Origin of the sequence: Amycolatopsis nivea, from assembly GCF_004522235.1 — a bacterium.
In the GTDB taxonomy this organism is placed as follows: domain Bacteria; phylum Actinomycetota; class Actinomycetes; order Mycobacteriales; family Pseudonocardiaceae; genus Amycolatopsis; species Amycolatopsis nivea.
Map to the genome: position 1 here is coordinate 76843 of NZ_SDLT01000017.1, position 25854 is coordinate 102696.

Sequence of the window (25854 nt, forward strand, 5' to 3'; positions counted from 1 at the left end):
GCTCAGCTGTCGCGTCCGGCGAGCCAGGTCAGCGCCTGGGCGAAGAGCTTGCGGTAGCCGTCCCAGCTCATGAACTCCTCCGGAGCCCAGTGCGGGGAGATGTCCGAGGTGAACGCGAGGGTGCGGCCCTCGCCGAACCGCCGCGCGGCCAGCATGACGTCGCCCTCGACGGTGGCGAGCAGTTCGGCGTCCGGCTTCAGCGTGGTGTGCTGGTAGCCCAGCAGGATCGGCCATTCCTGATCGAGACCGGCGACCACCGGGTGGCCGGACTGCACGACCTGGGCGCGGACGCCCTCCGGGGTCTCGACGCGGTCGTCGAACGGGTCGATGTCGACCGGGAGGATCTCCTCGATCGGCGTCCGGTGGTAGTTGGCCTTGCCCTCGAAACCCTGGAAGCTCAGGTAGCCGCCCGCCATCATCAGGCCGCCGCCCCGGACCCACTCGCGCAGCAGCTTGAGCCGGTTGGGCGTCGGGCGGCCGCGGGTGAACGTGTCCGGGTGCAGCAGCAGCGTGTTGGAGCCGACGTCGGAGAGCAGCACGACGTCGTAGGCCCCGAGTTCCTCCAGCGTCTGCGGGAACTTCTCGGCCACGTCGTGCGAACGCAGGTGAGTCACCTCGACCCCTTCCGCCGCCAGCACCGCCAGCAGCCGCTCGCACCCGATCTCCACCTGCGTGTGCGCGAACGGGTCGTATCCCTTGTGGTCGATCGTCGCACTGACCCACGACTCCCCGGCTAGCAGGACCTTGACCATCGACGACTCCTTCGGGCGAAAGCTTTAGCGTGTGTTGCGCAACATAGCGCAACAACGCCAATATAGGATGCGGTTGCAGTCGCCGTCAACGCTCGAACGGGGAGGAGCCGGATGTCGCTGGCGAAGGTGGCCCGAGAGGCCGGGGTGGCGGTGTCGACGGTGTCGAGGTACGTCCGGGGCGAGCTCAACGTCGCCTCCGAGACGGCCCGGCGCATCGATGCCGCACTGTCCGCCGAAGGGCATCCGCCCGTCCAGAAACAGGTGACCGGGCTCAGCCTCGGCCTGGTGGTCCCGTCGCTGGACAACCCGTATTTCTCCACGCTGGCGGACGCGGTGGCCGACGCCGCCGCGACGGACGGCATCGACGTGTTCACCGCCCTCACCGGCTCGTCGCCGTCTCGGGAGCGCGCCAGCGTCGAGCGCCTGATGCGGGTGCCGGACGTGGGCGGGCTGATTTATTTGGGGATGAACAGCACCAACGAGGCCTTCGCGGGCCGGCTGGCGGGCGATTTCCCGGTGGTCTTCCTCGACAAGTACGTCGAAGCCGCCGGACCGAGGATCGCGCACATCACCGCGAACAGCTTCGGCGGCGCGTACCAGGCGACCACCCACCTGATCTCCCAGGGCCACCGGCGCATCGCCCACGTCGGCGGCCCGGCCGGGCTGCGGACGGCCGACCAGCGCGAGGCCGGGTACCGCGCGGCGCTGAAGGCGCACGGGATCGAGGCCGACGAGGCGATGATCGTGCGCGGCACGTTCAGTTCGGCGTTCGGCATGAACTTCTTCGCGCACATGGCGCGAGCCGGCGCGGAGCCGACCGCGGTGTTCACCGCCAGCGACATCGCCGCGGTAGGCCTGCTCGAAGCCGCCCGCCGCGCCGGGGTCGCGGTGCCAGGGGACCTGTCGGTGATCGGCTGCGACGGCATCACCCTCGGCGAATGGACCTCGCCGCGCCTGACGACCGTTGCGCAACCGACCGAGCAGATGGCCCGCAAAGCAGTCGACGAGATCACCCGCCTCGCGGCCGGGGACAGCCCCGCCGACCACGTGCTCTCGATGCAGCTAGTCGTCCGCGAATCGACCCGGGAGTACTCCGCATGACCGACGACGCCCTTGACCTGCTGCGCGACCTCGTGCGCCAAGACACCACCTCCGGCAGCAACGCCGCACAGGCCGCCGCCCAGGAACTGGCGACCTCCTACGCCACGGCTATTGCGGGCGTACGCGTGCTGCAACGTTCCACCACCGGCCGCCCGTGGGTACTGCTCGGCACCGGATCGGGCAGCGGGCCACTGTTCGTATGCCACATCGACACCGTCCCGGTCGGCTCCCCCGATCTGTGGGACCGCACCCCGTTCTCCGCGGACACCGACGAGAAGTACCTGCACGGCCGAGGCAGCGTCGACATGAAGGGCGGCCTGGTAGCCGCCCTGGAAGCGTTGCGCAACGCCGCGGAAGCCGGTGCCGACGCACAAGTCCTGATCACGAGCGACGAAGAAATCGGCTGCCGCGGCGCGGCGGAGGCCGCAAGCTCGCTGGAGCTGACGCCGCAGATCGTCGTAGTACCCGAGGCAACGCAAAACCGCGTCTCGCTCGGCCATCGCGGAGCCACGTGGCTGCGCCTCGCCGCGTCCGGCAAAGCCGCTCACGGGTCCACACCGCACCTCGGCCGCAACGCGATCCAACTACTCGCCGACCGGGCCCTGGGTGCGCTCGACTCGTTTCCGCTGTCCACTGAGGACTATCTGGGCAAGGAGACCGTCAACGTCGGCACCTTCGAGGGCGGAACCGCGACGAATATCGTTCCCGCTGCGGCAGTTCTGACGCTGGACGTGCGCACCGTAGACGGAGGAGCGCCCGCGATCGCCTGGGCGTCTTCGCTCGATCCGGCAATCAGTACCGAGGTGGATCTCGACCTGCCCGCCGTCCGGACCCCACGCCTGCCGGACGCGCTCTCCGACCAAGTCACCGCTCCAGCCGCCACCTACTTCACCGACGCCTCAGCATTGGCCGGATCGGTGGCCGGAGCCCCGATCGTGATCTGGGGACCAGGAGACCCACGCGAAATGCACGCAGCGAACGAAAAACTGGAACTGAAATCCTGGCAAGAGGCGTCGCGCAACTATCAAGAACTGGTACTTTCCGCCGCACGGTGACCCCACAGTCCAATATGGACTGAGACCCCGCCGCTCGACCCCCCAACCCAATACGCCCCCGCACCGATGCACCCAACGAGCGAGGCACCCACACCACCCCCGCACCCCAGACCGTCAGCACAATCAAGCTTCGGGGTGCCCCACGCAACCCCCACGGCAATGTCGCCGCCAGGCGACGAGCCGAACACGAACAGCCGACTACCCAAGATCAATACGAGGCCGAGTCCGCACAGTCCCGAACAACAACGCCTGCCCAGTAGCCGCCATATGATCCGAAATCACCTGCTGCGTCTTGACCGGATCCCCCGACTCAATAGCGGTGACGATCTCCAAATGCCGCCCAGCACTCATATTCGACAGCGCCCGCTCAAGCCCCCGATACATGATGCACATCCGAATCGCCCCCTCGAGCAGCTTCCAGGACCGCACCAGCGCGTCATTGTCCGTAAGCTCCACAAGCAGCTCATGGAACGCCAGATCAGCCTCGATCTGCGCCTCCAGCGACACCCGCTCCGCACGAGCCATCGCATCGACCGCTTTCCGCAGCTTGGCGCAGTGCTCCTCCCGGTAGTAACTCGAGGCCAGCGTCTCCCCCGCGAGCGCCTCCAGCGCGGCGCGCACGGTGAAGGTGTTGATGATGTCCTTCTCGTTGATCGAGCGCACGGTGACGCGACCCCGCTCGCCGTACGAGACCAGGCCTTCCTGCTGCAGTTCGCGCAGTGCCTCGCGCAGGGTGCCCCGGCTGATCCCGAGCTGTTCGGACACCTGGACCTCGCCGAGGTGGCTGCCGGGCGGGAACTGGCCGGTGGTGATCGCCTCGCGCAGCGTGTCGACCGCCATCTGGCGCAGGTTGCGGCCGGGTTGGCTAGCCGAAGCCGGACGGCTCACCGCACGCCTCCTCTCTGACTCGGCGTCAGCACCGTTCGTAGTCGTCGAGCAACTGTACCTTCGCCGCGCTCGGCGACCGGTCGTCGAAGGCGTACCCGAGCCATTCGCGCACGAGCCGGCGGGCGAGTTCGAGGCCGATCACCCGCTGGCCCAGGGCAAGCACCTGGCAGTTGTTGGACAGCACCGAGCGTTCCGCGGAGAACGAATCGTGCGCGGTGGCCGCGCGGATCCCGGGCACCTTGTTCGCCGAGAGCGCCATGCCGATCCCGGTCCCGCACACCAGCACCGCGCGGTCGGCCGTGCCCGCCCGGATCGCCTCCCCCGCGGCGAGCCCGATCTCCGGGTACGGCCGGTGTTCGTCCTCGGCGCCGCGGTGCACGCCGAGGTCGAGCACCTCTGACACCCGCGGATCCGCGCGCAGGTCGCGGGCGAGTTGTTCTTTGTAGTCCAGGCCGGCGTCGTCGCAGCCGACCGCGATCCGGTAGGTCATCGGATTCCTTCCGCGAGAGTGCGCACGATCAGTGCGAGGGAAACGGCACCGGCGTCCGGGGTGCCGACACTGCGTTCGGCCAGCGGGCGCGCCCGGCCTTTCTTCGGGGTCAGCGCGGCGGTGTCCCGCGCCGCGGCTTCCGCGACCGCGGCCGCTTCCGCCCACGGCTTCCCCACCACCAGCGCGGTACGGAACGGTTCGAGCGCGTCGACCATCGTCTTGTCGCCTGGTTCGGCACCGCCGAGTCGCACGACCCGGTCGGCGAACGCGTCGACCACGACCCGGACGTCGACGACACCCGATTCCGCGCCGATGGCTTCCCCTGCCGCACGCAACCCGGCGCCCCAGAGGACACCGGACGTGCCACCGGCCCGAGCGGCCCACTCGTCCCCGGCGGCCGCGAGGCAATCGCCCGCGCCCGCCCCGTCGTGCCAGGCGGACTCGGCACCCGCGAGAGCAGCGTCGATGCCGCGGACCATGCCGCGTCCGTGGTCGCCGTCCCCGGCGACGGCATCGATGGCGCCCAGCTCGGTTTCGGCTCCGTGCAAGGCTTTTCGGACCGCGCGCAGGCCGTCCAGCACCGCTTCGGCGAGCTTTCGCGACTCAGGCGAGGCAGCGGCGTAACGCGGCGCAGCGGGTTCGGCCACGACCTCGGCTACCGGGGCGGCGGCCGGTTCGTGCCGGGTTTCGCCGCGACGGAAGGCGGGCGTGGCGGCAGGCGCGCGCCACCAGCGTTCCAGTTCCTCGTCCAGCCAGGTCACGGTGAGCGAAACGCCTGCCATGTCGAGGCTGGTGACCAGCTCGCCGACCTCCGGGAGCACCGGGGTGTGGCCGGATTCCCGCAGCAGCGCGGCGATCCGCGTCCACAGCACGAACAGTTCCTCGTGCTTGACCGAACCGAGGCCGTTGAGCACCACCGCGACGCGATCGCCCGCACCGCCGGGCTTTTCGGCGAGGATCCGGCCGACGAAGTCCTCGGCCAGGACAGCGGCGGACGGGAGCGGGAGGTCGCGCAACCCGGGTTCGCCGTGGATGCCGAGGCCGAGGCCCATCTGCCCGTCCGGGACGGTGAACAGCGGGGTGTCCGAGCCGGGGAACGTGCAGCCGGAGAACGCGGTGCCGATCGTGCGGGTCGCCGCGTTGGCCTTGCGCCCGGCGCGCACGACCTCGTCGAGATCCAGGCCTTCTTCGGCGGCCGCGCCAAGGATTTTGAAGACCACGAAGTCGCCGGCGATGCCGCGCCGCTGCTCCGCTTGTTGCGGCGGGGCGCTGGCGATGTCGTCGGTGACCACGACGTGTTCCGCGCGGATCCCGCGTGCCCGCAGCGTTTCCGCGGCGAGACCGAAGTTGAGCACGTCGCCCGCGTAGTTGCCGTAGCTGAACACCACTCCGGCACCGGAATCCGCTGCTGCCGCCACCGAACAGGCGTCCTGCGTGGACGGCGAGGTGAAGAGGTTTCCGCTCACCGCGCCGTCGGCGAAACCCGGCCCGATCACGCCGTAGAACGCCGGGTAGTGCCCGGATCCGCCGCCCGGCAGCACCGCGACTTTCGGCCGGGCGGGCCGGTCCGCGCGCACCGCGCCGCCGGGCACCCGCCGCACCGCGCCGGCGTGCAGATCGCAGAACCCGGCGAGCGCGTCCTCGGCGAACGCCGCCGGATCGTCGTAGAGGTAGGTCATCGCGTGTGCTCCGTCCTCAAGGGAGGGTCAGTGGAGGAACGAGCCGCCGTTGACATCGATCGTGGTGCCCTGCAGGTAGCCCGCGTCTTCGGTGGCGAGCCAGGCGATCACCCCGGCGACGTCGTCCGCGGTGGCCTGCCTGCCGAGCGGGACGCTGCGGGTGATCGCGGCTTCCAGTTCGGCGGTGGTCGATTCGGCGCGGATGTCGGTCTCCACCGCGCCGGGCGCGACCGCGTTCACCGTCACCCCGGCGTCGCCCAGTTCCCGCGCCAGCGCCTTGGTGAAGCCGAGGATCGCGGCTTTCGCCGTGCTGTACGGGGTCCGGCCGAACACGCCGCCGCCCTGCTGCGCCGACACCGAGGACATGTTCACGATCCGTCCCCAGCCCGCCTCGATCAGGTCGGGCAGGAACGCCTTCGTGACCAGGTAAGTGCCGGTCGCGTTGACCGCCAGCACTTTGTTCCACAGGTCGAGCGTCGTCTCCAGGAACGGGACCGGAGAGGTGATGCCCGCGATGTTGACGACCGCGCCGACGCCGGGCAGGCGGCCAGCGTCGACCTCGGCCCGCACGGCCGCGTACGCGGCGAGCACGGACGCTTCGTCGGCGACGTCGACGCCGTGCGAGAAGGCGGTCGCACCGGTCGCCGCGAGTTCGCCGGCCACTTCCTTGGCGGCGGGCTCGTCGAGGTCGAGCACGACGACCGCCCAGCCGTCCCTGGCGAAGCGGGCGGCGGTGGCGCGGCCGATTCCGCGGGGCGCGCCGGCTCCGGTGATCACGGCGGTGCGACGGGTTCCGGTCATGTCCGTTGTCTCCTTGGCGTCAGAAGGGAAATCAGAGAGCGGCGAGGTAGGCGGCGGCTTTCACCGCAGCGGCCGGACGTTCCTCGTCGGTGACGTCCCGCGTTTCGAGTTCGAGAGAGCTGTGGCCGCGGTAGCCGGTGGCGCGCAGCGCGGCGAAGGTCGCGGTGAAGTCCACGTCGCCGTTGCCGATGCTCAGGTTGATCTGGCCCGGCGTCGCGTCGCGGAGGTGGACGTGCGCGATCCGTCCGGCGAACCGGTGCGCGAACGCGGCCGGGTCGCCGCCGGACGCGACGATGTGGCTGGTGTCGAGGACCAGCCCGACCGCCGGGTCGAGCCGGTCGGCCAGCTGACCGGCGAGGTCGACGGTGTGGCAGAGCCGGAACAGATGCGGCGCTTCGCACCACAGCTCGAGGCCCCGGCTCGCGGCCAGCGCCGCCGCCCGGCCCAGCTGGTCGGCGACGAGGTCCAGATCCGCTTCCAGGCTCGTCACCGGCTCGTGCGACGACGCGCCGCACGGCAGCACGAGCGCCCGCGCCCCGCACGCGGCGGCCAGGTCGAGCAGCCGCCGCAGGTGGGCCGCCCGGTCCGCCGCCTCCGCCGGGGCGAGCGGGCGGTTCAGGTCGCCGACGTCGCCGTTGACCGAGCGCACCGCCAGCCCGGACGCACGCACCTGCCCGGCGACGATGCGCACCGCCGCGTCGGTGAGGTCGTACGGCACGTGGTCGCAGACCCCGGGCAGCGCGCCGAGGTCGATCTCGGCGAAGCCGCAGTCCGCGACAACCGCCAGCGCGGCGGGCAGAGGCAGGTGCCGGAAGCTGATCGTCGAGCAGCCCGGCGCGGGGAGGCGTTCCATGGTCGGCAATGTTAACAGAGAAGTGTCAACAGACAAGGCCACGCCGAATGATCAGTTCTCACAAGGGATTATCTCCGGTATTCACTGTTGACAGAGCAGCCAGCAGAGCGCACGATACGCTCCATTGTTGACAGCCAGGCAGCTCGATTACTGTCGAGACGGCCGCTGGACGAGAGAGGCGATCGACATGCGCAGCGAAGCGCTCACCATGCGGGGCCCGGTGCACGGCACCGCGGACGCCCGCCGGGTGGCCTGGGGCTCCACCGCCGGGGCCGTGATCGAGAGCTACGACTTCATCGGGTTCGGCACCGCCGCGGCGCTCTACCTCGGCCACGCCTTCTTCCCCGGCGCGTCGCCCATCGCCGGCACGCTGTCGGCGTTCGCGACCCTCGGCGTCGGATTCATCGCGCGGCCGCTCGGCGGGATCGTCGGCGGGCACCTCGGCGACCGGATCGGCCGCAAGCCGGTGCTGGTCGCGTCGCTCATCATCATGGGGCTGGCGACCTTCGCCATCGGCCTGCTGCCGACCTACGCGACGGCGGGCGTGCTCGCGCCGGTCCTGCTGGTGACCGTCCGGATCGTGCAGGGCCTCGCCTACGGCGCCGAGTGGAGCGGCGCGATCCTGATGACCTACGAGCACGCGCCGTGGCTGCGCAAGGGCAGGTTCACCGGGATCGTGCAGTCCGGGTTCCCGATCGGGCTGCTGCTGGCGAACCTGGTGTTCCTCGTGTCGGTGAACCTGCCCGGCGACTGGGCGTGGCGGGTGCCGTTCCTGGCCAGCCTGGTGCTGGTGATCGTCGGGCTGGTGCTGCGGGCGAAGGTGCCGGAATCGCCGGTGTTCCAGGACGTGCGCGACAGCGGCGACCTGGTGAAGGCCCCGATCGCGGCGGTGCTGCGCGACGACTGGCGCAACGTGGTGCGCGGCATCGGCCTGCGGATCGCCGAGACGGCGGGCTACGCGGTGTCGATCACCTACCTGATCTCGTACCTGAAGTCGGAAAAGCTCGCCAGCAGCGGGGAAACGATCCTGGCGCTGTGCATCGCCTCGGCGATCGGCATCGCCGCGACCGTCGGCTGGGGCGCGCTCACCGACCGGGTCGGCCGCCGCTCGGTGTACGTCTGGGTGACGCTGTTCGCCGCGCTGTGGGCGATCCCGATGTTCCTGCTCGTCAACACCGGCACGCTGATCGCGATCGTGTGCACCGTCGTCGTCTCCTACGGCGTCTGCCAGAACGCGCTCGCCGGATCGCAGGGCGCGTGGTTCCCGGAGCTGTTCCAGGCGGGCACCCGCTCCTCGGGCGCCGCGCTGGCCTACCAGATCTCGGCGATGATCTCCGGTCTCACCCCGTTCGTCACGACGCTGCTGTTCCTCGGCATGGGCTGGCTCGGCCCGGCGCTGCTGTTCCTCGCGTTCTCGCTGCTCGGCCTCGTCTCGGCGCTGGTGACCCGGGAAACCTGGGGCCGCGCGGAGCGCGAGGCGGCCCGCGCGGCGGTCGCGAGCTCCGCGCCGGCCGCCCAGCCCGCCGCCTGAATCCCTGTCGCCGAAAGGAAAATCGCTGTGAGTCTCGACCTGATGACGCCGACTTCGTTCCGGCGACGGCTGGACGCCTGCGCGGAATCGGCGTACCGCATCCGGATGGGCGTCCTCGACGAGGGCGAAGCGCAGGGCGAGGGCTACGTCGGGCAGGCGCTCGGCGCGGCCGACCTTCTCGCCGTGCTCTACCGCGACGTCCTGCGCTTCGACCCGGCGGATCCGGAGTGGCCGGACCGCGACCGGTTCCTCCTGTCCGTCGGCCACTACGCCCTGCTGCTCTACTCCGCACTCGCCGAGGCCGGGGTGCTCCCCCGCGAAGAACTGGCGACCTACGCCGCGGACGGCTCGCGGCTGCCGATGTCGGCGATGGCCACCTACACGCCCGGCGCCGAGATCTCCGGCGGTTCGCTCGGCCACGGGCTGGGGCTCGCCGTCGGGATGTGCCTCGGGCTGCGCGCGCAAGGCCGGACCGGGCAACGGGTCTTCACGCTGTTCAGCGACGGCGAACTCAACGAAGGGTCGACGTGGGAGGCCGCGATGAGCGCGGCGAGCTGGCAGCTCGGCAACCTCGTCGCGTTCGTCGACATGAACGGGCTGCAAGCGGACGGACCGACCCGTGACGTCCTCGCCCTCGACCGCCAAGAAGACCGCTGGCGCGCCTTCGGCTGGCACGTGCAACGCGTCGACGGCAACGATCCCGAGGCGTTGCTGCGCGCGGTGGACGAGGCGACCGGCAACGCGTCGGCCGTCGGACAGCCGCACCTGGTCATCTGCGACACCGTGGTCGGCAAGGGCGTCCCGTTGCTCGAAGGCCGGGAAAAGCTCCACTTCATGAAGATCGCCGCCGAGGAATGGCCTGTGTGCAAAGAGCAGCTGACCGCCGGACACGAGAAGAGGACCCGCCGATGACCGTCGCCCAGCCGCAGCGCTCGGCCGCGATGATCGCCTCGATCGCCGACCCCGGGGTGCGCACGACGCGGGCCCCGTTCGGCGACGCGCTCGTCAAGGCGGCCGAGGCGGACCAGCGGATCGTCGGGCTCGCCGCGGATCTGGCGAAATACACCGACATGCACGTGTTCGCCCGCGCGTTCCCGGACCGGTTCTTCCAGATGGGCATGGCCGAGCAGGTGATGATGGCCGCCGCCGCGGGCATGGCCGAGGTCGGCCAGATCCCGTTCGCCGCCACCTATTCGGTGTTCGCCACCCGGCGCGCCTACGACTTCCTGTGCCTCGACATGGCCGAACCGGGGCTCAACGTCAACATCGTCGCGGCGTTGCCCGGCCTCACCACCGGCTACGGCCCGAGCCACCAGGCGACCGAGGACGTCGCGATCCTGCGCGGGATGCCCGGACTGACCATTGTGGACCCGTGCGACGCGGTGGACATCGAGCAGGCCGTGCCCCAGCTCGCCGCGGCACCCGGCCCGAGCTACACCCGGCTGCTGCGCGGCGCGGTCCCCCGGATCCTCGACGACTACGACTACTCCTTCGAACTCGGCAAAGCGAAACTGGTCCGGCCCGGCGACGACGCCGTTTTCGTCTCCTCCGGCCTGATGACCATGCGTGGCCTCCTCGCCGCCGAGCAGCTGGCGAAGCGGGGAATCGACGTGGCGGTCGTGCATTGCGCGACGCTCAAGCCGTTCGACGAGGAGACCGTGCTCGCCCAGATCGCGGGCGACCGTCCGGTGTTCACCCTCGAAAACCACAGCGTGATCGGCGGCCTGTTCGAAACCGTCGCCGCCGCCCTCGCCCGGCGCGGCATCGGCAAGAAGGTCGTGCCGATCGCCCTGCCGGACGAATTCCTGGCCGCCGGCGCGCTCCCGACGTTGCACGACCGCTACGGCATTTCGACGAACGCCGTGACCGACCGGGTCCGGGAGGAGCTGTCCGCGCGGGCCTGACCGAACTGGCGCGCGCCGGACGTCTTACGCCCGCCCGGATTCGTCCGGGCGGGCCAGCCGCTCGACCAGATCCAGCTCGAGCCGGACGTTGGCGAGAATCCCTTCCACCGTCGGGGATTCCGGTGCGCGGTCGTCGCTCCGGACGGTGCGCACGGCCATCTCCGCGAGCTGGTCGGCGGTTTCCTGGTCGTCGCCGCCTTCCTGGTGCCACCAGGCGATCCAGTTGAGCATGCCGATGACGCCGAGCGCCGCGGTGCGCGGGTTGACGTTGCGGAAGCTTCCGTCGGCGATGCCGCCGTCGATCACCTCGACGAGTTCCTTCAGCACGCGCCTTCGGCTCGCCCGGTAGGACTTCGCGAGGTGCTCGGGCAGATCGGATTCCGACCGGATCATCAGCCGGAACCGGTCCGGGTCCGCCATCTGGTGCAGCGCCAGCGTCTGTGCCATGCGCCGCAGCTTCGCGGACGGGCTCAGGTCCGCCAGCGCGTTGATCTCGCGGAGCAGCTGGGCGGGCTGGTCGGCGATCTCGCTGACCAACTGGGCGAACAGGTCGTCCTTGCTCGCCACGTAGTGGTAGACCGCCTGGCGGGTCAGGCCGGTCGCGTCGGCGATGTCCTGCAGCGTCGTCCCGGCGACCCCGCGCTCGGCGAACAGCCGGGCGGCGTTCTCCTTGATCTCCCGTTCGACCAGTTCGCGCCGCACGCTGGGGCGGCCCCGGCGTTTGGGCGGCGGGTCGGCGGCAGGGGAAGTCATAGCGGCCAAGGCTAGTCCATCACCCGGTGAAGGCCACGAGATCGACACGCTCGCTGGCGAGCGCGCCCGCGGCGACGGCCCGGAACCCGGCGGGCACGTCCGCGACCAGGAGCGCGCCGGTCGCGCGGCGGATGCGCTCGCCGAGGTCCAGCCGGTCGAGGGTCGCCTCCCGGTCGCCGGGGCCGGTCAGCCAGTACGCGCTCGCGGGTGGCAGGCCCGCGATCAGTTCGGCCGCCTCGGGGCTCCACGGCCGGACCGAGATCTCGACCGGCAGCGTCCCGGCCGCGGTCCGCAGCGCCTCCGGAGCGGTGCGGCCGGGGAACCTCCGCCCGCCCGCGGTCAGTGGCCGGTCGAGGATCCACTCCGTGACCGAGGCCGGGCACGGGACCTCGTCGGTCCCGACCCCGCCGAACGCGGCGAGACCGGGGACGGCGACCTGCGGCGCGGACTCCGCGAACCGGTCGACGGGCACCTTCCCGGCCCGCGTCATGTACGCGACCATCAGCTGCTCCACCGGCATCGACAGGCGCTCCGGGAACGAGTCCCACCACGCCATCGAGCGTTCGGCGATGGACTGCAGGTGTTCGACGGCGGGCCGCCGCTCCGCCTCGTATGCGGCGAGCGCGTCGTCGAGGCCGTCGGCGACGAGCACGGCCCGGTCGAGCGCGATCGCGTCCTCCATGGCGAGTTTCGTCCCGGAACCGATCGAGTAATGCGCGGTGTGCGCGGCGTCTCCGAGCAGGACCACGTTGCGCGTGTGCCAGCGGCGGCACCGGATCGTGCGGAACCGGAGCCATTTGGTGCGATTGCCGATCAGCCGGTTTCCTTGCAGGGTCTCGGAAAACGCCTCCTGGAGGTAGCCGAGCGAGCGCTGGTCGCTGTCTCCGTTGGGCGTCTCGCGGGTCGAAACGTCGAATCCCGCCCGCCGCCACGTCTGCTCGTCGGTTTCGATCAGGAAGGTGCTGCGGTCGGCGGCGTACGGATAGGCGTGCGCGACGAAGGTGCCGTGCTCGGTAGTGACCGGGGTGAAGATCGCCCGCGGCAGCGCGAAGTCGGTGCCGCACCACAGATACAGGCCCTCGCCCTCGGCGATCTCCGGACCGAACTCCTCGGCCAGGTCGGTCCGGGTCGCGCTCGAAATCCCGTCGGCGGCGACGATCAGGTCGGCATCGAGCTCCGACACCGCCCGGCGCTCGCCGAAGCGCAGCTCCACTCCGGCGGCTTCGGCGTGCTTTTGCAGTACGGACAACAAGGTCGCGCGTCCGATGGCGAGCAGTTCGCCGTGCGCGAGACGCACCTCCGAGTCGCCGACGCGCATCGACATCTCGTGCCCGTGCGAGGCGGCGACGATGCTGTCGAGCGATTCCTCGTCGGCGAGCCGCAAATTCCGCTGCGTCCGCGACGCCAGCCCGACGCCGAATCCGAAGGTCTTGTCCGGCACGCCTTGTTCGTAAACCGTCACCTCGGCGCCGGGATGACTGCGTTTGAGCAGCCGGGCGGCGTACAGGCCGCCCGGCCCTCCGCCGAGGACGGCGATGGTGTCGAGCTTCATGCTCCGGCTCCTCGCGGGGTCGGTCCGGCCGCGAGCGGTGCCGCCGCTTCGGCCCGGAGGCGCTTCTTGTCGATCTTCCCGACGTTGGTCTTCGGCAGTTCCGGCACCCAGACCAGGCGTTCGGGCCACTTGAACTTGGCCACGCCGAGCCCGTCCAGATGCCGCTGCACCTCGGGCATCGTCAGGGTCTGCCCGGTCGCGGACACCAGGAACGCGCAGGCCTTCTCCCCCAGCCGCGCGTCGGGCATCGCGACCACCGAGGCGATCGCGACGTCCGGGTGCTTCATCAGCAGCACCTCGACCTCCTCGGCGTTGACCTTCTCGCCGCCGCGGTTGATCAGGTCCTTGATCCGGCCCTCGATCGACACATGCCGGCGGCCGTCGACGACGTGGACCGCGGCGAGGTCGCCGGTGCGGTAGAAGCCGTCCGAGGTGAACGCGATCGCGTTGTGTTCGGGCGCGTCGAAGTAGCCCGGGATCGTGTACGGACCGCGGCAGCACAACTCGCCGACCGCGCCGTCCGGCACTTCGGTCTCGGTGCCCGGTTCGAGGATCCGGACTTCGTCCGACGGCGCGATCGGCGTGCCGACGGTCGTCGTGCGCAAGGCTTCCGGATCGCCGGCCCGGCTCGCCAGGAACATCCCCTCGGACATCCCGAACATCTGTCCCGCCCACCGCGTTTCGCCGTCGTCCACGCGCCGGAACACGTCCGGCGGGACCTTCGCCCCGGACAGCACCGTGCGCCGGACCGTGGGGAGGACCGCGTCGAACTCGGCTGATCGCAGCGCCTGGTAGTGGCCGTGCCCGATGAGGACGTCGGTCACGCCGTGCTCCGCCATCAGCGCGAACGCGGCGACGTGGTCGGGGTTGGCCAGGACCAGGGTCGCGCCGACCGAGTGGGCGGCGTGCAGTGCGCAGGAGATGCCGGCGTTGTGGATGACCGGGATGAGGTGCGCGAGCCGGGTGCCGGCGTCCCATCCCAGCGCCTGGGCGTACAGGAGCGCGTTGTTCCAGTACTCGGCGTGGATCCGCGGGATCACCTTCGGCACTCCCGTTGTCCCGCCGGACAATTGGAACACCGCGACGTCCTGCGGATCGGTTTCCGCCTCGACGCTTTCGACGAACGCCCGTGCTCGCGCCGGATCGATCCCGGCGCCGAGGTCCTCGATCCGGTGCGTTCCTTCCGCCGCGCCGACCGTGAGGACGGTGCGCAGCGTCGGATGTCCCTCGGCGACCTGGCGGGCGAACGCGACCAGGTCGAACCCGAGCCCGGCCTCGACCAGATGCGCCGCCGCGCCGACCTTGCGGCTGATGTGGCCGATCTCGTGCATCCGGTGCTGCGCGAGCGTCGCCACCGGCACCAGGCCCGCCTTGAGACAGCCGTACCAGGCGAGCACGATCGCCGTCCGGTTGGTCGACTGGAACAACACCGGATCGAGCCGACGCAGGCCCAGGCTGCGCAGCCCGGCCGCGATCCGGTCAGTGCGCTCGTCGAGTTCGCGGTAGGTGAGGACACCTTCGGCGGTAATGAGCGCGGGGCGATCGCCTTGCCGCAGCGCGGATTCGTGCAGCCGCGCGCTGATCGGCAGGTCGCTCCATTCGCCGCTCTCCCGGTAGCGGCGGGCGCGATCGGCGGGGTACCGGACCACTCGCCCGTCCCAGTCGAATGCGGTCACTGAATGCTCCTCAGTCGATCGGCGCGGCGGTCAGCAGCGCGGTCAGTTCGCCGACGTGGTCGGGGTGGTCGGCCGGAACGACGCCGGAGTAGACCGCGGACCAGCAGCCCGGGCAGCACTGCTGGCGGAACACGACCTCGGCGTCCACGTACTCCGACGGAGCCGAAACCACCTGCGGTCCCGCCGTGCTCGACGGCCCCTCGTAGCGGGCCAGCGCCAGCTTCCCGGATTTGGTGTCGCCCAGCAGCCGGCCGCAATGCGCACAGGCGATCACGCGGGCCTCGCCGATGGCGACCTCGGCCAGGTTGTCGTCGATCCGGCGCGCGTTGCGCAGATCCACTGTCGCCTCTTGGGAAAGCGGCGTCTCGGAACGGTCGCGCCGCTCGTCCAGCATGCTCGCACGCAATTCGGCGGTGGCGGACTCGTCGAGTTCGCCGTTCGCGATCACGACGCCGTAGTTGGTGCGGGCGCCTTCAGCGGTCACCTTGCCGTTCGCCACATCCCAGGCGACCGCGTCGGCATCGCGGCGCAGCGGATCGCCGTAGCCTCCGCCGCCCTGCCAGTGCATGTACAGCACTTCGCCGGGAGCCAGGTAACTCTCCGCGTAGCAAGCACCGATTTCCTTGGTGCCATTGAGTTCTTCGAGGTTGCCCGGCAGCTGGCCCGACGAAAGCAGTTCCTGCACCCCGGAATCGCGCGCCAGGATCTCGAGACCGGTGTTGCCGGGGAGTCCGCCCGCGAGGCCGCCGTTCTGCGCAACGGCCTTCCCTGCGGACGCGAACACCAGCCCCATCGGCAAGCTGCTGCCGTACGGGGTCACGGCGAGCGACGCACTCACCCCGCCGCGCATCCGCCCCGGTCCGCCCGAGTCGGGTTCTTCCCGGCGCCAAAGCGTCAGCAACGGGTAGAGGAATTCGGTCATTTCGGTGTCCGGGATCCGGCCCATCGGAATGCAGAACAGGCCGCCGGTGTCCATGCCGTCGGCCACCGGACGCGCGCCGTAGCCGCCCGCCATCGGCTCCATCAGGATGTTCAGGAACGGCGCCGGCTGCTCGCCGCGCTCGTCCAGCCCGGCGACGATCGCGGTGTCCCACGTCCCGCAGCACGATGCCTGGACGCTCTTGCCGAGGTCGACGTCGCGGTCGAGCATCTGCGCGAGGCATTCGGCGATCAGGTTCCCGGTGAGCCAGGCAGGTCCGATCGGGCCCCGGCTGACCGCGGCGGGGAAGGTGGCGTTGTTGATGGTGCCCTCTTCGGAGATCAGCTCGAAGCAGCGCATCAGCCCGCCCGCGGCCCACGGGATGTCGCCGGCCAGCACCGGCAGCACGGCGAGCATGACCCCGCCGCGCATCCCGGCGTAGGTGCAGTTGATGACGCCGGCCTGCGGGTCGGTGCCGGTGAAATCGAAGACCAGGCGATCGTCCGATTTGGTCATCGCGACGGTGATCTTGTGCAGCCGGCGGTCGCCGGTCGACGCCTGGTCCTGGTAACCGGTGGCCTTCCAGGTGCCGTCCGGCAGCCCGCGCAGCTTGGTGCGCAAACGCGCCTCGGAGTCGTTCATCATCCGCTTCATCACGGCCTTGACGGTGTCCGCGCCGTACTGCTCGATCACCGCGAGGAGCCGGTCGCGGCCGACAGTGTTGGCCCCGATCTTGGCGCGCAGGTCGAGGCCCACGAGCATCGGGACGCGCGAGCGGCGGGTCCAGGCGTCGGCGACGTCGCGCTGCAGGACGCGGTCGCGGACCACCTTGATCGGCGGCGTCGGCACCGATTCGGAGAAGACGTCCTTGGCCCCGGGGTCGAACGAGCCGAGGCCGGAACCGCCCAGATCGGGTTCGTGGCAGATCGCGCTGGTCCACGCGAAGAGCTTGCCGTCGTGGAAAATCGGCTGGTACACGATGACGTCGCTCTGGTGCAGCCCGCCGCCGACCCAGGGGTCGTTGCACAGGAACATGTCGCCGTCGGCGATGCCGGGGTTGGCGGAGCGGTGCTCCAGGGTCCAGTAGATCGCGAGGTCGACGGCCCCGACCAGCATCGTGTTGTAGAGGCCCACCTGGACCTCTTGGCCCACCTCGTCGCTCACGGCGAAGTCGAAGTCGTTGGCGTCGGTGACGATCGGGGAACCGGACATGCGCTTGAGCGCCTCCCCCATCTCGTCGGTGACCGACCACAGCCGGTGCCGGATCACCTCGTAGGTGAGCGGGTCGACGGCGTCGATCTGGTCCTGGGTGACGGTGTGCAGCGGGACGGTCCCGCCGACGGCCCGGCTGAGCGCGTCGGGGTCGAGCGGGCGGCTGGAGAAGATTTCCGAGCCGGGGATCGGTGCGGTCATGCCAGTTCTCCTTGGGGCTCAGGCCTGGTCGAGAGCGATGTGCAGGTTGCCGAGCCGGTCGACGGTCCCGGTCGTGCCGTGCGGGACCACGACGGTGGTGGTGGGTACCTCGATCACCGCGGGACCGCGCAGCACGTGGCCCGCGCGGAGCTTGGTGTAGTCGTAGATGGCGGTGTCGGCGTAGCCCTGGCTCGCGCCGAGGCACACCTTCCGGGTGCCGGTGAGCGCCGGGGACGCGTCCGCGGAATCCGCCTTTTCGAGTTCGGGCAGGGTCGGCGAGAACGGCAGGACGCCGGTGCCGCGGACGCGGTAGGTGATGGCCTGGATGCCGGCCTCGCGGAATCCGCTGTCCTGCCCGAAAAGCGTGGCGTAGCGGGCTTCGAAGAGATCCGCCGCCTTCGCCACGTCCTCGGCGGCCAGGTCGCCGCTGGGGATCGGGGTCGCCACTTCGGCCAGCTGCATCGTGTAGCGCATGTCGATCTCGCGCTCGATTTCGACGGCCGAGAACCGCATGCCCTGGCGTTCGAGCATCTCTCGGACCTCGGACTCGAGCTCCTCGAAGTTGCGCTGCACGCGGACCGGGTCGAGCGGAAGCGCCGCCGGGTCGGAAAGTTCCTTGGCCAGCACGATGTCCGACGAGGCGAGCCCGTACGCGGAGAACGCGGAAGCGACCTGGCCGAGCGGCACCACGACATCCGTGGCGCCGATCTCCTGCGCGTACCGGCCGCAGTGCGCGGGACCGGAACCGCCGAAGGCGTACACGATGAAGTCGCGCGGGTCGTGTCCGGCCTCGACCACCGTCTTCCGCAGCAGGTCGCCGGTCTGCGCGTTCTGCACCTCGTAGATCGCCGCGGCGGCTTCTTCGACGCTCAGCCCGAGCGGTTCGGCGATGCGGGTGCGGATCGCGTCGCGGGCCAGCCCGACGTCGAGCGCGCGCCGCCCGCCCAGCAGGCCGCGTTCGGGGATGATGCCCAGCACCAGGTTCGCGTCGGTGTTGGTGGGCTCGGTGCCGCCGTTGCCGTAGCAGGCCGGGCCGGGGACCGCCTGCGCGCTGTGCGGGCCGATCTGGAGATTGCCGCCCGCGTCGATCCACGCGATCGCGCCGCCGCCGGAGCCGATGGCGTGCACCTCGAGGGTGGGCACGTTGATCGGATGGTGGTTGATGATCGTGGTCGACGACCGCACCGGTTCGCCGTCGACGACGAGCCCGGCCAGGAAGGTGGTCCCGCCCGCGTCGGTGGCGATGATGTTGCGGTGGCCCAGCTGCTCGCCGAGCGACACCGCGCCGACCACGCCGCCGGTGAGCACCGAGCCGACGGTGGAGATCGCGTTGCCCGGAGCCTCGGACGCGGCGACCGCCCCGCCGTTGCTCTGCATCACCAGCAGCGGTCCGGCGAGCTTTTCCTTGCGCAGCTTGCTTTCCAGCTCGCCGAGGTAGTCGCGCAGGCCCGGGCCGACCTGGGTGCTCATGATGGTGGTCGCGTTGCGCGCGAACTCGCGGATGCGCGGGGACACCTCGCTGGAGATAGCGACGAACAGGCCGGGGTCGATCTCGTGCGCGATCTCCCGGATCCGCTGTTCGTGCGCGGGATTGCGGAACGACCACAGCAGCGACACCGCGATCGCGGAGATGCCGTCGGCGACGAGGGCGCGCACGGCGGCGCGGACCTCGTCCTCGTTCAGCGGGACGACGACCCGGCCGTCGCGGTCGACCCGCTCGGTGACCTCCAGCGCGTGGCGCTTGCGGACCAGCCCGTGCGATTTGCTCTGCCCGATCGGGTTCTGCAGCTCCTCCGGCGCGCGCCCGAGGTAGCGGCCCTCGACGTTCATGATGTAGATCGAGTCGCGGTGGCCCTTGGTCGTCAGGAAGCCGATGTCCGGGACCTGGTTCATCACCAGCGCGTTGAGCGACGAGGTGGTGCCGTGCGCGATGTGGTGGGTGCGGGACAGCATCTCCGCCACCGGGACGCCCAGCTGCTCCGCGAGCACGCCGAGCACGTCCATCACGCCGTCCGAGTAGTCCGGCGGGGTCGAGGCGGTCTTGCCCGCGAGCACCAGGCCCTCGCCGTCGTCGAGGACGGCGTCCGTGAACGTGCCGCCGACGTCCACTCCGATTACGTATGCCATGAGCTCCGCTCTCCCTTGAGCTGAACGATCCTAGGTGACCCAGATCACTGGTTCGACTACAATGACGATTATTCGACGCTTGCGCAGAAAAAGTCAAGGGGATGTGCGCATCGCCCCCTGCCTGCGCGGACGACTTGACTGTTTTACATGAGCGTCGAATACTCGTCGTAGACGCAAGGAAGTGAAGGGACCCGCATGAGCACCCACCGGATCGGGCTCGTCGTACCGAGCAGCAACGTCACCGTCGAGACCGAGATGCCGGCCCTCCTCGCGAGGCACCCCTCCGCGGAGTTCTCGTTCCACTCGACGCGGATGCGCATGCACACCGTGTCGCCGGCGGGCCTCGCGGCGATGAACGCCCAGCGCGAGCGATGCGTCATGGAGATCGCGGACGCTTCGCCGGAGGTGATCCTGTACGCGTGCCTGGTGGCCGTCATGGTCGGCGGCCCGGGCGAGCACCGGCGGGTCGAGTCCGCCGTCGCCGAACAGCTCGCCACCGGCGGGTCCGAGGCCCTGGTCCGGTCCAGCGCCGGTGCGCTGACGGAAGGTCTGCGCGCACTCGGCGCCCGGCGGGTCGCCTTGGTGACGCCGTATCTGAAGCCGCTCGCCCAGCAGGTCGTGGACTATCTCGAGGCCGAGGGGTTCGAGATCGCCGGCTGGCGGGCGCTGGAAGTGTCCGACAACAACGAGGTCGGCTGCATCCCCGGCGAACGGGTGATGGCGGCCGCGCGGTCGCTTGATCTGTCCGATGTGGACGCTCTGGTGCTCAGCTGCTGCGTGCAGATGCCCTCGCTCAGCCTGATCGAGCCCGCCGAGCAGGAGTTCGGGATTCCCGTGCTCTCCGCCGCGACCGCCGGCGCGTACAGCATTTTGCGCAGCCTCGGCCTCGACGTCTCGATCGACGGCGCGGGCAGTCTCCTGCGCGCCCGCGCCACTGTCTGATACCGCCGGAAAGGAGAACCAGCATGTCCGAAACACACCTGGTGAAGGGCGTCGACCACGTCGCCTTCCCCACGTTCGACCCGGCCGGGACGGTCCGCTTCTACCGGGACACCCTGGGTTTCCCCGTGGTGCACTCGATCTGCGCCGCGGGCTGGGGCCCGGAGCAGCATCCGGATTTCATCCACTTCTTCTTCGACATCGGCAACAACGACCGGCTCGCGTTCTTCTACTACTTCGGGCTGGACCAGTTCGACGGCGGCCCGCAAGGCGACGTGTACGCGAAGTTCGCCGAAGACGTGCCGCTCTTCTTCATCCGCTCGCGCCACCTCGCGATCCACGTGGACAGCGAGGAGCACCTCCTGGAGTACCGCCGCCGGCTCGACGCGAGCGAGTGGCCGGTCGAAATGCAGATCCAGCACGAGACCATCGAGTCGATCTACACGCACGACCCCAACGGATACATGGTCGAGATCACCCGGGCGCTGCGTCCGGTGACCCCGCAGGAAGACCTCGACGCGAACCTCACCATCGACGCCCTCCTCGACGTCGTGTCCGGTCCGGCGCCGTCGATGGACGCACTGCTGGTCCGCAAGGCGGAGCTCATCGTCGAGCGGTCTTCGGCGGCGGAGGTGCCCGCGCGATGACTGCCGTGTTCTTGTTGGATGTCCCCGAAAACCAGCCGATCGTGGCGGTCGCGGCCCAAGCCGACACCGTCACCGTCGACCGGGTCGGCGCGTATTTCAAAGTCAGCGCCCCGGGTCCGATCGTGATCGATCGCCGCGCCACCGGCTGTCGGCACGCTGTCTGGTACAGCAGCATCGCGGGCCTGCTGGACGCGAAAATCACGCAGTGGGACAAGGACGCGCTGCGGCTGGAAGCACGATGACCGCGCGACTCGGCGCTGGACGGTACATTGAGACCGCCGAAATCCCTTCTGGCACCGTCACTTCCGCCCACGAGCTGACCACATTAGACGGCGCGAAAGTCTCCGGCGTGCTGCGCGCACTGCCCGGTGCCGACACCGTCGTGTCGATCATGCATCCGCGGATGGACACGACCCACCACGTGCTCGTCCCGGAACTGGTGGCACGGGGTTTCGCGGTGTGGACGCAAGGCACGCGCTCGCCGAACAACGACCTGAACCTGATCCACGAACAGGCACTGCTAGACGTTGCCGCCGGTCAGGTTTTCCTGCGGGATAAGGGATTCTCCGCCCGGGTCACGCTAGGCCACTCCGGCGGCGGCACCCTGTTCGCGTTCTACCACCAGCAAGCAGGACTGCCGCCGGAACGACGACTCACCGCCGCCCCGTCCGGCCGACCGGTCGACCTGGCGTCCGCAGACCTGCCCGCCCCGGACGGTGCCGTGTTCCTCGCCCCGCACCCCGGCCAAGGTGCGCTGCTGCAACGGCTGATCGACCCGTCAGTTGCCGACGAGTCGGATCCGCTGTCCGTGCTCCCAGAGCTAGATCCGTTCTCGGCCGCCAACGGTTTCGCCCCTCCCCCGTCGTCTTCGGCTTATTCCGCTGACTTCATCGAGCGCTACCGCACAGCTCAAGCCGCCCGGATCGCCCGCATCGACGCGGAAGCCCGCGCCCGCGTCGCCCTCGCCACCGAAGCCCGCGCCCGGTTCAAGACCACCCAGGACCCCGCGGACCGCCGAGCGTCCCTGGCACCCCGAGTCCTGACTGTCTACCGCACCGACGCTGACCTGCGCTTCGTCGACCTGTCGCTGGACCCGAACGAGCGCCCGTACGGCTCCCTGTTCGGCCGCCGCCCCGACCTAACCGACTACGGCTTGGTCGGCTTCGCGCGGCTGGTGACCCCGGAAGCATGGCTGTCGACCTGGTCGGCGAACACGAGCAACGCCTCGTTCCTGCGCTGCGCGCCGGGCGTGCGGACCCCGTCGCTGTTCGTGGAACTCACCGGAGACGCGGCTTGTTTCCCTGACGATGCGAAGGCGATGGTCGCTGCGTTGGGCGCTGAGGATGTCGAGCATCGTCAGGTACCGGGGACCCATTTCGGCGGCCCGCTTCGGCCGGGCGAACCTACCGGGGCCAGTCTGGCGGCGGCGGAGATCGGCGAATGGCTTTCGGCTCGGTTTCCGGGGTGAAGGTGCGCTCACCGCGGTGCCGCAGGGACTCCGCCGACCTCAGCGCTTCACCACAACCCTGCGGTAATCGCGAATCCCCACGACGGTCAATGCCACCACGATCACCCCGGCTGAGCAAACCTGCGCGAGCACTATCTCGTCGAACGGGATGATGCCGTTCTTCAGCACCAGGTTCTGGACCAACGCCAGCGCGATGCACAGGGCCAGCGCGAACGTCCATGCCGGGCGTGGTTCGGAGCGGAGCCGGAGCAGCAGGTATCCGGTTCCGGCGATCGCGCACAGCCAGACGAGCGGGGACAACCCGGTGAGCCGGTCGAGGCCGCCCGGGAGCCCGAACCTGAGCGCGAGGACGGGAGCGAGGAGCAGGCTTCCGCCGATGGCCCACCACCACGGTCGCGTCGGGGGCAGCGGGGCGTCGGCGTGGAAGGCTGGCAGCAACAGCACCAGCGGAAGCCACTGCGGAGCGAAGTACGCGGCCGCTTCCGGGCTGGGATGTTTGATCAGGAACCAGATCGCGCCGGCGGTCAGGATCGTCACGGCAGCGACCCGCGCCAGGCGGCGCCAGCCGTCGACCAGCAGGACGAGCGGGATCAGCGCGGCGGCCAGCGGGATGAGCTCGGTGATCAGGTCCGATGTCAGCGCGGCGCGGAAGGTGCTCGGGTAGGGGCCCGAGAGGGTGCGGAGCGTCCAGAGCGTGTTGCTGACGTTGCAGGCCGATTTGAGCACGTCCCAGAGCAGGCCGAGGAGCGCGACCTGCCGGACGAGATCACCGAGGGCGACTGTTCGGGCGGGTGCTGCCCGGGCTGCCAACCGGGTGCGTACGCCCAGCGCCAGCACCGCCCACAGTTCGCTCCACAGCGCCTTGCGGTCCTGCTCGTCATGCAGGTCAAGCAGGGCTCCGACCATCTCGTCGCCTCGGTCGGCGCGGTACCAGGCCGGGAGGACGCGGACCAGGGCGCGGTACTTCGTCTCGGTGCCGATCATGCTCGTGCCTCCGCTGCGTGCCGGCTTCGCACCATGGTCCACATATATCCTAGGACGATATATAGCGGCGTACGTTGCTTCGTCGGCCGCGAAACTTCGCCGAAGCGGCGTTGAGGCTGCTCATCCGCCCCTACGGTCACTCCATGAAGTCTTTGCGGGATGCCCTCTCGCTGGATGAACTCAGGGGGAAGAAGGAACGGTTCTTTGCGGTCTCGATGGCGATCCTTTACCTCGGCACCGGCCTGTCCTACTCCGCGCTGGCGATCTACCTGATCCGCTACGTCGGCCTGCCTCCGCCGGTCTACGGGGCGGGCATGAGCGTCGCCGCGGTGGTGGGGATCGCGGCGGGGCCGCTGGCGGGATGGCTGGCCGATCGGCGCGACGGACATGCCGTTTACGCCGCGCTGGTGTGGTTGATGGGTATAGCCACCTTGAGCTTCACCGTCGTGCCGGGCTGGGTGGCGCTTGTTCTGCTGAGCGTGCTGGTGGCATGCGGCCGAGGCAGCGCGGCGGTGATCGGTGCGCTGATCGGGCGGGCCGTCGATGCCGAACACCGGGTGCCGTACCGAGCGGTGGTGAAGTCGCTGAGCAATGTCGCGATGGTCGTCGGCCTCAGCCTTGGTGCGCTGGTGCTGGGATTCGGGTCGATTGTCGCGTTCCGGGTCAGTTTTGCCGTCGAGGCAATGACTTTCGTGGTCGCCGGGATGCTGGTTCGGACAGCCGGGAAGCCCCTCGCGCCGAAGCGAGCGGATCCGGCGCGGACGGACGAGCCGGGTGCGGGCCGGGCGAACGTGGTGCGGGACCGGCGGTTCGTGCTGCTGACGATCGCCAACGGCGTGCTGACGTTGTCGGAATCGATGATCACCATCGCGTTGACCGATGTGCCGACGGCGGCCAGGGCGGCCCGGCTCGGTGCGCTCCTCCTCGCCGCGGCTGCCGTGCTGTTTCCGGTCGGGGCGCTCGCCGATCGCGGTGCTATCGCTGTCGCCGCGATCGCGCTGGCCGTCGTAGCGGAGAAGTGCTGTACGGCACCGCTTCCTGGTGCTTTCTCCACGACCCGGCGCTCGGCCGATCCGAAGGCTTCTGCAACATGGGCTTCGGCCTGACGGCCGCATTTCTGGCGACCGGAGCGCGCAGCCGGAACACGGCGCTCGCCCGACAGCCTAGGCGAGCACCGCGCCCCGCTTCCCGATCCCCCGGGGCCTACCGTGCCGTCAACGCGACAGCGAAAGCGTTCCCTTCCCCCTGAAACAACGAACTGAGGTACCCGGTGAAGGCACCGCAATCAGTCAACGGCGGGATCGCATACGTCCCAGTCACCGGGCCGCCGGCGGCCAACGCGAACCCGGTGCCAGTGCGCAAATCGACCGGGATCGGTGCGCTCGTACGGCAATTCTGGTCCGCGACGGGCAGGCCGAACAGCGACACTTGCGGCACCGCCAACGTGAGGTTCGTGTGCGCGACGAAACCGCCGTCGCCCAACGAGCCGGTTTGCTCGCCGTCTGGTGCGAAGCGCAGTTCGGCAGTTCCTGGCACGAATCCGAAGAGCTTGAACGCCGCTTGGGCCGGGTCGAATGCCGGGCGGTCGCTGAAAGACGGCTGCGTGGTGACGGCGAAAGAACCGTTGAGCGGCACCGTCGTGCCCAATGCCTTCACCGTCGTCGTGCCGGTGAGGCTGTAGTGGTAGCCGCTCTGCGTGGTGCCGACGTCGAAGCTCAGCAGTACCGAATCCTGTCCCGGGTCGAGTGTGCAGTCCGAGGTGAACGAGCCCAGTCCGGTGAACGATCCGTCGGCCTTCTTCGGGGTCAGCCGGGTGCTGAAGCCGCCGAGGGCGACCGTTGTCTTGCCTGCGTTCGGGACCACTATCGGCGGTACCGAGCCGGTCGCTTGGGCGGTGAACGGACCCGACTGCGGCAGCGTCGTCTTCGCCACGGTGAGCGGTACGGTCACGGGGAGGGTCAGGGAGCCGTTGGCCAGCGTTACTTCTGCGGCGGCAGTCCCTTCGACGCTCGCTGCGCCGACTAGTGCCAAGCCGCGCGTGGCCTTGTCCGGAACGATCACCGAGACGGCGAGACCCGAGGTCGTGAGCGTGCCGCCCGGTGCGGACGGTACGTCGAACGACGCCTTCACCTCGACGTCCAGTTTCTGTTCCCCGATCAGGGGAAACGGGCAGGTGTAGCTCAGCTTCTTGTCGACCTGCGTCGCCGCGGCCGAGGGAGAAGCCAGGCAGGCGACGGCGAGGCAGGCGAGACCCGCCGCGAGCAACCACCGGGCTTTCGGCACGGGTTTCCCCCTTTCCGAGGGCATGGCACCGGTCCCCGC

Annotated in this window: 23 protein-coding genes; 10 read left to right on the forward strand and 13 right to left on the reverse strand. The window is 69.9% G+C overall.

Going from position 1 to position 25854, the window contains the following annotated elements; translation table 11 throughout:
• Positions 1 to 2: 2 nt before the first annotated feature.
• Positions 3 to 752, reverse strand: coding sequence for a glutamine amidotransferase (locus tag EIZ44_RS21085; protein WP_134730643.1), 750 nt, complete (start codon positions 750 to 752; stop codon positions 3 to 5).
• Between the two features lie 111 nt (positions 753 to 863).
• Here EIZ44_RS21085 and EIZ44_RS21090 point away from each other — a divergent pair, with 111 nt between their 5' ends.
• Positions 864 to 1853, forward strand: a complete 990-nt coding sequence (locus EIZ44_RS21090; RefSeq protein WP_037812660.1) for a LacI family DNA-binding transcriptional regulator — start codon at positions 864 to 866, stop codon at positions 1851 to 1853.
• Complete coding sequence (locus tag EIZ44_RS21095; RefSeq protein WP_134730645.1) at positions 1850 to 2908, forward strand: M20 family metallopeptidase; 1059 nt, start codon at positions 1850 to 1852, stop codon at positions 2906 to 2908. Before EIZ44_RS21090 ends, EIZ44_RS21095 begins: the two co-directional genes overlap by 4 nt.
• A 198-nt stretch (positions 2909 to 3106) precedes the next feature.
• Here the strand turns inward: EIZ44_RS21095 and EIZ44_RS21100 are convergent, their stop codons facing one another.
• The 5 genes from EIZ44_RS21100 to EIZ44_RS21120 form a co-directional block, all read right to left on the reverse strand.
• A complete protein-coding gene (locus EIZ44_RS21100; protein ID WP_037812839.1) occupies positions 3107 to 3748 on the reverse strand; it encodes a GntR family transcriptional regulator in 642 nt (213 codons plus the stop codon).
• A 73-nt stretch (positions 3749 to 3821) separates the two neighbouring features.
• Positions 3822 to 4286 carry a ribose-5-phosphate isomerase gene (locus EIZ44_RS21105; protein WP_134730647.1) on the reverse strand — a complete coding sequence of 155 codons (465 nt, stop codon included), beginning with the start codon at positions 4284 to 4286 and terminating at the stop codon, positions 3822 to 3824.
• Entirely contained in the window at positions 4283 to 5965 is a 1683-nt protein-coding gene (locus EIZ44_RS21110) for a dihydroxyacetone kinase family protein (RefSeq protein ID WP_134730649.1), read from the reverse strand. The genes EIZ44_RS21105 and EIZ44_RS21110 overlap by 4 nt, the downstream gene beginning before the upstream one ends.
• Before the next feature lie 27 nt (positions 5966 to 5992).
• Positions 5993 to 6766 (reverse strand): SDR family NAD(P)-dependent oxidoreductase, encoded by a 774-nt coding sequence (locus EIZ44_RS21115; RefSeq protein ID WP_134730651.1) that lies wholly within the window; start codon positions 6764 to 6766, stop codon positions 5993 to 5995.
• Between the two features lie 31 nt (positions 6767 to 6797).
• On the reverse strand, positions 6798 to 7619 hold the full coding sequence (locus EIZ44_RS21120) for a sugar phosphate isomerase/epimerase family protein (RefSeq protein WP_134730653.1): 822 nt from the start codon (positions 7617 to 7619) through the stop codon (positions 6798 to 6800).
• Positions 7620 to 7806: 187 nt separating this feature from the next.
• Between EIZ44_RS21120 and EIZ44_RS21125 the strand changes: the two genes are divergently transcribed.
• The 3 genes from EIZ44_RS21125 to EIZ44_RS21135 are packed head-to-tail and all read left to right on the forward strand — an operon-like array spanning position 7807 to position 11054.
• On the forward strand, positions 7807 to 9150 hold the full coding sequence (locus tag EIZ44_RS21125; protein WP_043834145.1) for an MFS transporter: 1344 nt from the start codon (positions 7807 to 7809) through the stop codon (positions 9148 to 9150).
• A 27-nt stretch (positions 9151 to 9177) separates the two neighbouring features.
• Positions 9178 to 10062 carry a transketolase gene (locus EIZ44_RS21130; RefSeq protein ID WP_308196535.1) on the forward strand — a complete coding sequence of 295 codons (885 nt, stop codon included), beginning with the start codon at positions 9178 to 9180 and terminating at the stop codon, positions 10060 to 10062.
• Positions 10059 to 11054 carry a transketolase family protein gene (locus EIZ44_RS21135; protein WP_134730655.1) on the forward strand — a complete coding sequence of 332 codons (996 nt, stop codon included), beginning with the start codon at positions 10059 to 10061 and terminating at the stop codon, positions 11052 to 11054. Before EIZ44_RS21130 ends, EIZ44_RS21135 begins: the two co-directional genes overlap by 4 nt.
• Positions 11055 to 11078: 24 nt before the next feature.
• Here the strand turns inward: EIZ44_RS21135 and EIZ44_RS21140 are convergent, their stop codons facing one another.
• Genes EIZ44_RS21140 through EIZ44_RS21160 form a run of 5 tightly spaced genes read right to left on the reverse strand, consistent with a single transcriptional unit; the run spans position 11079 to position 19494 of the window.
• Positions 11079 to 11807, reverse strand: coding sequence for a TetR-type transcription factor C-terminal domain-containing protein (locus EIZ44_RS21140; protein WP_043834150.1), 729 nt, complete (start codon positions 11805 to 11807; stop codon positions 11079 to 11081).
• Between the two features lie 19 nt (positions 11808 to 11826).
• Positions 11827 to 13359 (reverse strand): FAD-dependent monooxygenase, encoded by a 1533-nt coding sequence (locus EIZ44_RS21145; protein ID WP_134666775.1) that lies wholly within the window; start codon positions 13357 to 13359, stop codon positions 11827 to 11829.
• Positions 13356 to 15035, reverse strand: a complete 1680-nt coding sequence (locus tag EIZ44_RS21150) for a (2,3-dihydroxybenzoyl)adenylate synthase (RefSeq protein WP_134730657.1) — start codon at positions 15033 to 15035, stop codon at positions 13356 to 13358. Before EIZ44_RS21150 ends, EIZ44_RS21145 begins: the two co-directional genes overlap by 4 nt.
• A gap of 10 nt (positions 15036 to 15045) precedes the next feature.
• Positions 15046 to 17367 carry a hydantoinase B/oxoprolinase family protein gene (locus EIZ44_RS21155; protein WP_037812686.1) on the reverse strand — a complete coding sequence of 774 codons (2322 nt, stop codon included), beginning with the start codon at positions 17365 to 17367 and terminating at the stop codon, positions 15046 to 15048.
• 18 nt (positions 17368 to 17385) lie between these two features.
• Positions 17386 to 19494, reverse strand: a complete 2109-nt coding sequence (locus EIZ44_RS21160) for a hydantoinase/oxoprolinase family protein (RefSeq protein WP_134730659.1) — start codon at positions 19492 to 19494, stop codon at positions 17386 to 17388.
• Positions 19495 to 19689: 195 nt separating this feature from the next.
• Here EIZ44_RS21160 and EIZ44_RS21165 point away from each other — a divergent pair, with 195 nt between their 5' ends.
• The 4 genes from EIZ44_RS21165 to EIZ44_RS21180 are packed head-to-tail and all read left to right on the forward strand — an operon-like array spanning position 19690 to position 22548.
• The gene (locus EIZ44_RS21165; protein ID WP_037812690.1) at positions 19690 to 20436 is read left to right on the forward strand and encodes a maleate cis-trans isomerase family protein; all 747 of its coding nucleotides are present in this window, start codon (positions 19690 to 19692) and stop codon (positions 20434 to 20436) included.
• Between the two features lie 23 nt (positions 20437 to 20459).
• Positions 20460 to 21080 carry a VOC family protein gene (locus EIZ44_RS21170; protein ID WP_037812693.1) on the forward strand — a complete coding sequence of 207 codons (621 nt, stop codon included), beginning with the start codon at positions 20460 to 20462 and terminating at the stop codon, positions 21078 to 21080.
• Positions 21077 to 21322 carry a hypothetical protein gene (locus EIZ44_RS21175; protein ID WP_037812696.1) on the forward strand — a complete coding sequence of 82 codons (246 nt, stop codon included), beginning with the start codon at positions 21077 to 21079 and terminating at the stop codon, positions 21320 to 21322. Before EIZ44_RS21170 ends, EIZ44_RS21175 begins: the two co-directional genes overlap by 4 nt.
• Positions 21319 to 22548, forward strand: a complete 1230-nt coding sequence (locus EIZ44_RS21180) for an alpha/beta hydrolase (protein WP_134730661.1) — start codon at positions 21319 to 21321, stop codon at positions 22546 to 22548. The genes EIZ44_RS21175 and EIZ44_RS21180 overlap by 4 nt, the downstream gene beginning before the upstream one ends.
• 39 nt (positions 22549 to 22587) lie before the next feature.
• On the opposite strand, the gene EIZ44_RS21185 is transcribed toward EIZ44_RS21180, so the two are convergent.
• Positions 22588 to 23532, reverse strand: a complete 945-nt coding sequence (locus EIZ44_RS21185) for a hypothetical protein (protein WP_134730663.1) — start codon at positions 23530 to 23532, stop codon at positions 22588 to 22590.
• A 143-nt stretch (positions 23533 to 23675) separates the two neighbouring features.
• Between EIZ44_RS21185 and EIZ44_RS21190 the strand changes: the two genes are divergently transcribed.
• A complete protein-coding gene (locus EIZ44_RS21190) occupies positions 23676 to 24638 on the forward strand; it encodes an MFS transporter (protein ID WP_134730665.1) in 963 nt (320 codons plus the stop codon).
• 97 nt (positions 24639 to 24735) lie between these two features.
• Here the strand turns inward: EIZ44_RS21190 and EIZ44_RS21195 are convergent, their stop codons facing one another.
• A complete protein-coding gene (locus tag EIZ44_RS21195) occupies positions 24736 to 25815 on the reverse strand; it encodes a DUF6801 domain-containing protein (RefSeq protein WP_134730667.1) in 1080 nt (359 codons plus the stop codon).
• Between the last annotated feature and the right edge of the window lie 39 nt (positions 25816 to 25854).